Source organism: Streptomyces anatolicus, from assembly GCF_019400875.1.
Classification (GTDB): Bacteria; Actinomycetota; Actinomycetes; order Streptomycetales; family Streptomycetaceae; genus Streptomyces; species Streptomyces anatolicus.
Map to the genome: position 1 here is coordinate 1 of NZ_WMBF01000268.1, position 8,611 is coordinate 8,611.

Consider the following 8,611-nt stretch of genomic DNA (forward strand, 5'->3'; position numbering starts at 1 on the left):
CGTCATCACCATCGACGTCACCGCCGTGAACATCGCGCTGCCCGACATCCGCGCCGACCTCCACGGCGGCATGGCCGGGCTCCAGTGGGTCGTGGACGCGTACACGCTGATGTTCGCCGCCTTGATGCTCTCCGCGGGGGCGCTCGCCGACCGGGCGGGGGCCCGGCGCGCGTACGCCTGGGGCGTGGGGCTCTTCACCGCCGCCTCGCTCGCCTGCGCCCTCGCGCCCGGCATCGGCGCGCTGATCGCCGCCCGCGTCGCGCAGGGCGGGGCCGCCGCCATCGTGATGCCCGCCTCCCTCGCGCTGATCCGGCAGGCGTACGACGATCCGCGCCGCCGCGCCCGCGCCATCGCGCTGTGGACGGTCGGCGGCTCGGTGGCCGTGGCCGTCGGGCCCGTGCTCGGCGGCGTCCTCACGGAGACCGCCGGGTGGCGTGCCGTCTTCCTGCTCAACCTGCCCGTGGGCGCCCTCATCCTCGCCCTCCTCTCCCGCACCGCCCGCTCCCCGCGCCGCCCCGCCCCGCTCGACCTCGCGGGGCAGGTGACCGCCGTGCTGGCCCTCGCCGGGCTCGCGTTCGCCGTCATCGAGGGCGCGCACCTGGGGTGGACGAGCGCGCCCGTGCTCGCCGCGTTCGCCGTGGCCGTCGGTTCCGGCCTCGCCTTCCGCGCCGCCGAGAAGCGGCACAGCGCGCCCATGGTCCCGCTCGGGCTGCTGCGGCAGCGGCTGGTCTCGGTCGCGCTGGCGGTCGGCTTCGCGGTGAACGCCGGGTTCTACGGCGTGACGTTCCTCCTCGGCCTCTACTACCAGCAGCTGCGCGGCATGTCGGGGATCGAGGCGGGCCTGATGTTCGTGCCGCTCGCGGCGATCATCACCGGTACGAACCTCGTCTCGCCCCGCCTCGCCGAGCGCGTCGGCCGGCGCCGTGTCGTCGTCCTCGGCCAGGCCGTACTCGCGCTCGCCATGTTCGCCCTGCTCCCGCTGGCGGCGCACACTCCGCTCTGGCTCGTGCTGGTGCTGCTGATCCCGACCGGTATCGGCGGCGCGCTCGCCGTCCCCGCGCTGACCGCGCAGCTCATGGACAGCGTGCCGGGCGAACGCGCGGGCACCGCGTCCGGGCTCCTCAACTCCCTGCGCCAGACCGGCGGCGCCATGTCCGTCGCCCTCTTCGGCGCCCTCCTCGCGGGCGCGGGCTCCGGGTTCTCCCTGCCGGGCATGCGGACGGGCCTCCTGGTGGCGGGCCTCACCCCCCTCACCCTGCCCGCCGCGACGGCGGGCGCCGCGCCCGCCAAGCACGGCGACGACTTCAACGGCGACGGGTACCGCGACTACGCGTACTCGAGCTTCAGCGCAAGAGGGGGCGGCGGCGTCACCGTGGTCTTCGGGACCGCCACCGGGCCCGGCTCCACAAAGCAGCGCCTCACCCAGGCGAGCCCCGGCGTACCCGGCGCCGACGAGGCGGACGACATGTTCGGCGAGGTGCGGGCCGCCGCGGACTTCGACGGCGACGGATACGGGGACCTCGCGGTGGCGGCCACCGGCGAAAACGGCTCCCAGGGCGCCGTGACGATCCTGTGGGGCTCCGCCTCCGGCCTCTCCAAGGGCACGACTCTGCCGAACAAGAACGCCGGTCGCCACAACTACATGGGCAAGGACCTGGCGACCGGCGACTTCAACGGCGACGGCAAGCAGGACCTGGCCGTCATCAACGAATCCATGACCTACGTCTACCGGGGCCCGCTCAAGCGTTCCGGCACCACTGGTGCCGTGACCAAGCTCGACAAGACGACGGGCTTCTACGCCTCGGCCCTGATCTCCGGCAAGGTCAACGGCGACAAGAAGACCGACCTCGCGATCATCGGCGATGTGGTCAACCCCGAGAAGATCGCATCCGACGCCTGGTTCATCAAGGGTGGCGCGAGTGCGCTCACCCCGGGCAAGACCCTGCGCCTGGAATCCCAGTCCGGCAACGGCGGCAGCACCGAGCGCGGCGGCGACGGCGTCATCGCCGACTTCGACAAGGACGGCTACGGCGACATCGCCATCGGCACCTCCCTCTACTCGAAGCACAAGGGCCGCGTCAGCGTCTGGTACGGCTCGTCCGGCGGCCCGTCCCGCAGCGCCCGCCTCACCCAGTCGACGAGCGGCGTCGCCGGATCCGCGGAGAACGACGACGAGTTCGGCTCCTCCGTCTCGGCGGGCGACGTCAACGGCGACGGCTACGCGGATCTGGCGGTCGGCGTGCACGGCGAGGAGATCGACGGCAAGGAGTACGCGGGCGGCGTGCACGTCTTCAAGGGCCGGGCGAGCGGCCTGTCCGGTGCCGGTTCACAGTGGTTCGCCCGCAACACCCCCGGGGTCCCGGGCCCGTTGGAGGCGGACGACACGTTCGGTGGCCTGGTACGGCTGCGCGACACGGACAGGGACGGAACGGCCGACCTGTACGTGAACGCCGGCTACGGCCCTCTGCGGCTGCCCGGCTCCCCCAGCGGCATCACGACAACGGGCGCGACGCAGTACGACGCGACCCCCATCGACAGCTTCTTGGACTAGCTCCCTACGAGGCCCAGTTGGTGTGCCGACCCGGCGCGGCGGCCCGTCGGCACACCCCGTCGATTCGCACGGCGGCTCTTCCCGTCCGGGGTCTGGCGGAGCGGTTCGTTCACTGCTAAACATTCGTGGCACGTGTCGAGTTACACGTGTCACGAGTCGTTTTCGGTCACCGGGACCGAAGCAGACCGGACCTTCCGAGGAGGGCACCATGGCCCTTTCCGCTCGTCAGGACCAGATACCCCCGCCGGACCGACCCGCAGGCACCCCCCGTGGCCTGATGCCGCTGCTCCTGGTCGGCAACACCGCGATGTTCACCCTCTACATCGGCGTCGGCGGCGTTCTGCTCCCCCTCCAGATCGAGCGGATCGACGAGGCCGACAAGGTCGCGATGCTCGGTCTGGTCAGCGGCGTGAGCGCGGTCTTCGCCACCCTGTTCAACCCCGTCGCGGGTGCCCTCTCCGACCGTTCGGGGCGCCGCAATCCGTGGATACTCGGCAGCGGTCTCGCCGCGGTCGGCGCGATGGCGCTGCTCGGCGGGGTCGACACGGTGCTCCTCGTGACCATCGCCTGGTGCGTCGGCCAGGCCGTGGTGAACGTATTCCAGGCCGCCCTCACCTCCGTCGTCCCGGACCGGGTGCCGCTCTCCGCGCGCGGCAAGGCGTCGGCCGCGGTCGGGCTCGGCATGCCGCTCGGCTCGACCATCGGCGCGCTGCTCGGCTCGGCCTTCGCCGACCACATCCGCACCGGCTATCTGGTGCTCGGCGCCTTCGTGGCGCTGGCGGCCGTGCTCTTCACCTCGTTCGCCCGCGAGAAACCGCCGACCACGACGGACAGAGCCGAAAAGGCGCCGCTGAAGCGGCAGTTCGCCGCGTTCCTCGGCGCCCTGCGCCACCACGACTTCCGCTGGGCCTTCATCGGGCGTGCCCTGCTCGTCCTCGGCTACTTCTGCGTCTTCGGTTACCAGCTCTACATCCTCCAGGACCACATCGCCCTGCCGTCCGGCATCTCCCCCGAGGGCGCCGTCGCGATCCTCACCCCGGTCAACGCGGTCGCCATGGCCCTCTCCACGGTCGTCGGCGGCGTGCTCTCCGACCGGCTGAACCGCCGCAAGCTCTTCGTCGCGCTCTCCGCGGTGATCTCCGCCGTCGCGCTGATCGTCCCCGCCGTCTCGCCGACCTGGCCCGCGATGATCGTCTTCGCCGTCCTCAACGGCCTCGGCTTCGGCTGCTTCATGGCCGTCGACAACGCGCTCGTCTCGATGATCCTGCCGAGCGCCGAGGACGCGGCACGCGACCTGGGCGTCCTCAACATGGCGCAGGCAGGCCCCCAGATCCTGGCGCCGTTCGCCGCTTCCGTGATCGTCTCGCTCTGCGGCGGCGGCCAGGGAGGCGGCTACACCGCGCTGTTCATCGCCGGTGCGGTGCTCTCCCTGCTGGGAGCGCTCGCCGTGCGGCCGATCCGCGGGGTGAGGTGACGGGGACGTACTTGATCTATTTGACCTCCTTGATCTATTTGACCTACTCAGCCGACGCCGTACCGCTCCCGTAATGAAAGAAGGGCACCACCATGAAGCTGCACACCCACGAGTGGGGAGCCGGCGACCGCGTCGCCCTCCTGGTCCACGGAATCATGTCGGACCACCGCACCTGGCGGCGCCTGGGCCCCGCGCTCGCCGACCGGGGCTACCGCGTGATCGGCGTCGACCTGCGCGGGCACGGCGCGAGCGGGCGCGGCGAGTACGGCGCCGAGATCTTCGCGGACGACCTCGTCGAGACGCTGCCGGTCGGCGCGGAACTGGCGATAGGGCACTCGCTCGGCGCGATGGCGCTGGCGCTCGCGGCCGAGCGTCTGGTGCCCGCCCGGGCCGTCTTCTCCGATCCGGCGTGGGCGCTCGGCGGCGTAGGGGCGGTGGATCCGGCGATTTTCGTGGAGTTCAAGGGCGCCACGCGCGAGGTGATCGCGAACTTCAACCCGCGCTGGGAGGAGGCCGACGTGGAGATCGAACTCGCCACGATCGCGGCCTGGGACGCGGACACCGCGCTCGCGCTCTCCGGCCCGAACGCCGTGGACCGCACCCCGGCCGCGGCGGTCGTCCCCTCGCTCGTGCAGGTGGCGGACCCCAGTTTCCTCGTCGACGAGGCGATGAAGGAGGAGCTGGTGCGGCGCGGTTTCGAGGTACGTACGGTCAAGGGCGCGGGGCACACCATCCACCGCGACGACTTCGAGGCGTTCATGGCTTCGCTGGAGGGGTGGCTGTGACGTACTGCTGGTTGCATGCCTGACTGCCGGTGGGACGCCCGCGTCAGTCCGGCAGCCAGTGCAGCTCCCGCGCCACGGCTGTGGCGACGGCACGGATGCGGCGGTGCGGTGGCGACTGCTCACGTGGGAGGACCAGGTGGAACGTCAGGCCGGGCGCGCCCCGCAGCGGTCGCCAGGTGAGACCGGCCGGTGCCGCCGTGACCGCGGCTTCTCCGGCCGGGGCGAGGGTGACCCCGTCGCGCAGGTCGCGCTGGGACATGTCGAAAGAGACCGCGGGCGTGTGGAACCGGGGGTGTGGCCGGGTTTCTCGGAACAGTGCGGCCAGCTGGTCGTGGATCACGGGGTTGGCCGCACGGTCGGGGAGTCGCAGCGGATACGCGGCCGCGTCGGCGATCTCGATCTCCGCATGTCCGGCCAGCGGATGGTGTTGCGCCAGCTGGACGCCGGTCCGCTCGCGCCGCAGCAAATACCGGCGCACGCCACGGCCCGGCTGTTCACCGCGGGTGATCCCGGCGTCGATGCGGCCCTCGGCCACCGCGGGGGAGATCTCGGGCGTCGCCATCGGGACCGCGCCGACCTCGAGTCCGGGAGTATCGCGGATCACCTTGTCCACCAGGGCCGGGGCCGTCTCGGCCCCGGCGCTGAGGCTGTATCCGATGCGGAGCGTGCCCAGCTCACCGGCGCCCGCCCGGCGGGCGGTGTCCCATGCCCGGTCCAGCGCCGCCAGCGCGGGCGGCGCGGACTCCGCCAAAGCCGTACCGGCGGCGGTCAGTACGACGCTCCGCGTGTCCCGGACCAGCAGGGCGTTCCCGAGTTCCTTTTCCAATCGGCGAATCCGGGCGCTGAGCGCGGGCTGCGCGATACCGATTCGGGCGGCGGCGCGGGTGAAGTTCAACTCCTGTGCCAGCACCAGGAAGTACCGCAGGCTGACCGTATCCGGTGCCACGTGCCCTCCCTGCCGATTGATAACGATCCGCTCTGAGGCTATCCCGTATCGGTCTTTCCCCCGGCCTCAAGTCGGGCCCTAGCCTGCGCATATGACGAGTCAATCGAGCACGGTCCTGGACATCGCGCGCCCACAGCCCGCCGACCCCGATCTGGACGGAGGTCGTCATGCATAGGCTGGTCGTCCTGTATCCCGAGCCCGCCGATCCCGACCACTTCCGCGACTACTACGTGACCAACCACCTTCCCCTGGTGGCGAATTGGACCGGCCCGCTTGCGTGGCGCTACAGCTTCGACGTGGCGGCGCCCGAGGGAGAGGCCCCGTATTTCGCGGTCTTCGAAGCCGATTTCGCCGACGCCGCCGCCATGGCCGCGGCGCAGGCGTCGCCGCACGGCGAGCAGCTGTCCGCCGATGTCGCCAACTACGCCACCGGCGGTGTGGTCATCATCCACTATCCGGTGCGGGACGGCACCGGCTGAGGCGGGCCGGTGACCTCGGGGGTGGGCCCATGTCCTGGCCGGATGTCACGGTGGTCGACGCGTGCGTACGGCGCGACGGCCGGGGCGGCAGCCCCACGGCCGTCATCGACGACGACCCGGCGGCGACGGACGCTGACCGGCGTGCGGTCGCCGCCGCGGCCGGCACCTCGCACGCGGCGTTCCTCGGCCCGGGGCGGACGCCGGACGGTGGCCGGCCGGTCCGGTTCTTCACCGCCACCGCCGAACTGTCCGGCTGCGGCCACGGCACCGTCGCCGCGCAGGCCGTCCGGTTGGCCCGCACCGCGCTGGACGAGCTGAACGACCGCCAACACACCGGCGGGCGCACGTTCGACACCGTCGCGATCCGCCGCCCCGCCGGCATCGAGGTGTGGTTCGACCAGGGCCTCGTCGCGCTGCGCCACCCGGCACCGGACGAGTACGCCGCGATCGTCGCCGCGCTCGGGCTCACCGCGAACGACCCGCATACGGCCCACGCGCCATGCATCGCCTCGCCCGGCACGCCACGCATGCTGGTACCGGTCCACGACCGGTCGGCGCTGCTCCGAGTCGACCCGCACCTCGGCAAGCTGACATCGGCGTGCCGGCGGTACGGGCTCCTCGGCTGTTTCGTGTACGTACCGCCGGTGGGCGACCGTCCGGGCGCGGCGCGGATGTTCGCGCCGGCGATCGGTGTCGACGAGGACGTCGCCAACGCCAACAGCACCGGTTGCCTGGCCGCCCATCTGCTCGACACGACAGGGGCGCGGACGGTCGCGATCGAGGTGGAGCAGGGAGGCACCCTCGGTCGACCGGCCACCGTGCTCGCTTCGGCCCGACGTGGGCCGACGGGCATCACGACCCGGGTCGGCGGGTTGGCGGTGGTCCGCGACGGAGACTGAGGCGGCCGCCTGGCGGCAAACGTTCGCCCGCCGCCAGACGGGAAGGGGCGCGCTCGTCAGCCGGTGCGGGTCCGCTTGGGGAGCAGCAGCATCAGCGCGCCCATCGCGATGAGGGTGCCGACGACGTACCAGAGGCTGTCGGCGAACGCGGTGTTCACGGCTGGGCCGCGGGTGCCCGCGTCGATGTGGGTGAAGAAGATGAGCGTGGTCAGGGCGGTGCCGAGCGCGATGCCCAGCTGCGTACCGGTGTTGAAGAGGCCGGAGGCCGATCCCGCGTGCCGGTGGGGGACCTTGCCGAGGGTCAGGTCGGCGAGCGGGGCGCCGATCATGCCGAGGCCGAAGCCGACGGCGAGCATCGGGGCGGCGGCCGCCACGGTACCCATACCGGTGCCCTCGGTGGTGATCAGGTGCTGGTAGCCGGCCAGGGTGAGGGCGGCGAGCAGGGCACCGGCCTGCGGCACGGCTCGTCCGTAACGTGCGACGAGGCTCATGGCGAGCCAGGCGCCGCCCATCTCGCCGAGGGAGGCCACGACGAAGCCGACGGCCGCCTCGCCCGGGGTGAGACCGAGACCGTTCTGCATGAACAGGACCCAGGACAGGAAGAACACGCCGGACAGGAGGCCGAAGGCAAGCTGCGTGGCGAGCCCGGAGCTGAAGGCGCGGCCGGAGAAGAGGGAGAGGACGACCAGGGGCGAGCCGCCCTTGCGCGGCTTGGCCCGCTGCTGGACCAGGAACACGGTCAGGACGAGCAGACCGGCGGCCATCATCGCGAAGGCCCAGAGGGGCCAGTCGTGTTCGCCGCCCATCGTCAGCGGAAGCGTGATCAGCAGCAGGCCGAGCGCGGACAGGAACATGCCGAGCGGGTCGAGGCTCCCGGCGGTGCGGTCGTGGGACTCGGGGAGGTAGCGTCGGCCGAGGACGACGGCGGCGATGCCGATGGGCAGGTTGATCAGGAAGATGGGCCGCCAGCCAAGGCCGAACAGGTCGGCCTGGGTGAGGACGCCACCCAGGACAGGGCCGATGACGCTGCCGAGCGACATGACGGTGCCGTACAGACCGAACGCCTTCGCCCGGGAGCCCTCGTCGAAGGTGACGTGCAGGGTCGCGAGGACCTGCGGCACCATCGCCGCGGCGGCGGCTCCCTGGAGTACGCGGGCGGCGATCAGCAGGTCGGGGCCGCTCGCGATGCCGCACAGCAGCGAGGAGAGCGTGAAGACGGCGGTACCGGTTAGGAAGATCCGCCTGCGGCCGTAGAGGTCGCCGAGCCGCCCGCCGGTGATCAGACCGAGCGCGAAGGTCAGGACGTAGGCGGCGTCGATCCACTGGAGGGCCGCGGTGGTGGCGCCGGTGTCGGCGGCGATGGCGGGCAGGGCGGTGTAGACGACGGAGCCGTCGAGCGCGTTCATCAGCTCCGCGGTCAGGACGACGGCGAGGGTGACGGCGCGGGCACGGGCCGGGGCCGGGGCTGGGACTGAGG

7 protein-coding genes and 1 pseudogene are annotated in these 8,611 nt (G+C 72.1%); 6 read left to right on the forward strand and 2 right to left on the reverse strand.

Going from position 1 to position 8,611, the window contains the following annotated elements; translation table 11 throughout:
- The 4 genes and pseudogenes from GKQ77_RS21540 to GKQ77_RS21555 form a co-directional block, all read left to right on the forward strand.
- Window positions 1-1,285, forward strand: a pseudogene (locus tag GKQ77_RS21540) (MFS transporter); the annotation flags it as partial.
- A 180-nt stretch (window positions 1,286-1,465) separates the two neighbouring features.
- On the forward strand, window positions 1,466-2,551 hold the full coding sequence (locus tag GKQ77_RS21545; protein ID WP_308117742.1) for an FG-GAP and VCBS repeat-containing protein: 1,086 nt from the start codon (window positions 1,466-1,468) through the stop codon (window positions 2,549-2,551).
- A 208-nt stretch (window positions 2,552-2,759) separates the two neighbouring features.
- The gene (locus GKQ77_RS21550) at window positions 2,760-4,025 is read left to right on the forward strand and encodes an MFS transporter (protein ID WP_219690569.1); all 1,266 of its coding nucleotides are present in this window, start codon (window positions 2,760-2,762) and stop codon (window positions 4,023-4,025) included.
- A gap of 92 nt (window positions 4,026-4,117) precedes the next feature.
- Window positions 4,118-4,810, forward strand: coding sequence for an alpha/beta fold hydrolase (locus GKQ77_RS21555; protein WP_219690570.1), 693 nt, complete (start codon window positions 4,118-4,120; stop codon window positions 4,808-4,810).
- 43 nt (window positions 4,811-4,853) lie between these two features.
- On the opposite strand, the gene GKQ77_RS21560 is transcribed toward GKQ77_RS21555, so the two are convergent.
- Window positions 4,854-5,756 (reverse strand): LysR family transcriptional regulator, encoded by a 903-nt coding sequence (locus GKQ77_RS21560; RefSeq protein ID WP_219690571.1) that lies wholly within the window; start codon window positions 5,754-5,756, stop codon window positions 4,854-4,856.
- Window positions 5,757-5,923: 167 nt separating this feature from the next.
- Between GKQ77_RS21560 and GKQ77_RS21565 the strand changes: the two genes are divergently transcribed.
- Complete coding sequence (locus GKQ77_RS21565) at window positions 5,924-6,235, forward strand: EthD family reductase (RefSeq protein ID WP_219690572.1); 312 nt, start codon at window positions 5,924-5,926, stop codon at window positions 6,233-6,235.
- A 29-nt stretch (window positions 6,236-6,264) separates the two neighbouring features.
- On the forward strand, window positions 6,265-7,134 hold the full coding sequence (locus GKQ77_RS21570; protein ID WP_219690573.1) for a PhzF family phenazine biosynthesis protein: 870 nt from the start codon (window positions 6,265-6,267) through the stop codon (window positions 7,132-7,134).
- 56 nt (window positions 7,135-7,190) lie between these two features.
- Here GKQ77_RS21570 and GKQ77_RS21575 read toward each other — a convergent pair.
- The coding region (locus tag GKQ77_RS21575) for an MFS transporter (RefSeq protein WP_219690574.1) at window positions 7,191-8,611 on the reverse strand (1,421 nt) is incomplete at its 5' end.